Below are 1,044 nucleotides of genomic sequence, written 5' to 3' on the forward strand. Positions count from 1 at the left end.
CCAGTTCTGATGATGCAGATCGCGAGTTATTGCTGACCAAACGCGCGGGGAAATTTCTCTCTGTTTACGCAGGGTTCTCTGACGGCGCTATTGCCTACGGCGATAAAAGCGAATCATGGCCATCCGATTACGACCCTCGAACTCGCCCTTGGTATCAAGACGCGATGGCACAATCTGGGCTGATCATTACCGAGCCATACCAAGACTTTGATGGCAGTATTGTGGTCAGCTTTGCCAAAGCGTTTAACCAAAACAAACAAGGCGTATTGGCCGCTGACTTGGCCGTCACAGACATCATCAACGAAGTATTGAATATCCAACTGGATAACAACGGCTTCGCGTTTTTGGTGGATGGCAACAATAACCTCGTCGCTTATAAAGATGAAAAGCTCAGCCAAAAACCGCTCACCACATTAAATCCAGAACTGACGCGCGATAAAATGGCCAACTTGGCACAACACGCGAAGCTAGAAACAATCACGTGGCCAAAACAAGGCGACCAACTGATTTATGTTGCTCAAGTCCCTAACACCGATTGGTCTCTGGGCGTTGTGCAAGACAAACAAATGGCTTTTGCCTCCGTTTCGGAGCAAGTGACCTTTACTGCCATTGCTTCAATCGTGATGTATTTGATCATCGCTGCCATCAGCACTTACGTGATCACTCGCCTACTACGTCCACTGCAAACTTTGTCGGATGCACTCTCTGAACTGTCACAAGGTGAAGGTGATTTGACGCAGCGCATCGAGATTGAACGCATGGATGAAATTGGTGAACTGGCCACGCACGTCAACCAGTTCCTTGCTCAGATGCAATCAATGCTAAAAAACATCGTCGAAAACAGTCAGCAGTTGTCAGAACAAGCACAACAGGCGAATGAACTCTCAGCCATGGCGGCAGGACGCGTTGAGCACCAACAAAATGACGTAAACCAAATTGCTACGGCCATTCATGAAATGTCGGCAACCGCTGCAGAAGTCGCAAGTCATGCAGAATTGACCGCAAGTGCATCCCAAAACTCCGCATCTGCCTGTGTGGAAGGTC

At 48.7% G+C, this 1,044-nt stretch carries 1 protein-coding gene; it reads left to right on the forward strand.

Going from position 1 to position 1,044, the window contains the following annotated elements:
* Positions 1–1,044 (forward strand): methyl-accepting chemotaxis protein (locus tag R7M72_RS25940; protein ID WP_318056575.1); only part of this gene is annotated, 1,044 nt, incomplete at both ends.

Origin of the sequence: Vibrio sp. YT-18, assembly GCF_033337345.1 — a bacterium.
GTDB lineage: Bacteria > Pseudomonadota > Gammaproteobacteria > Enterobacterales > Vibrionaceae > Vibrio > Vibrio alginolyticus.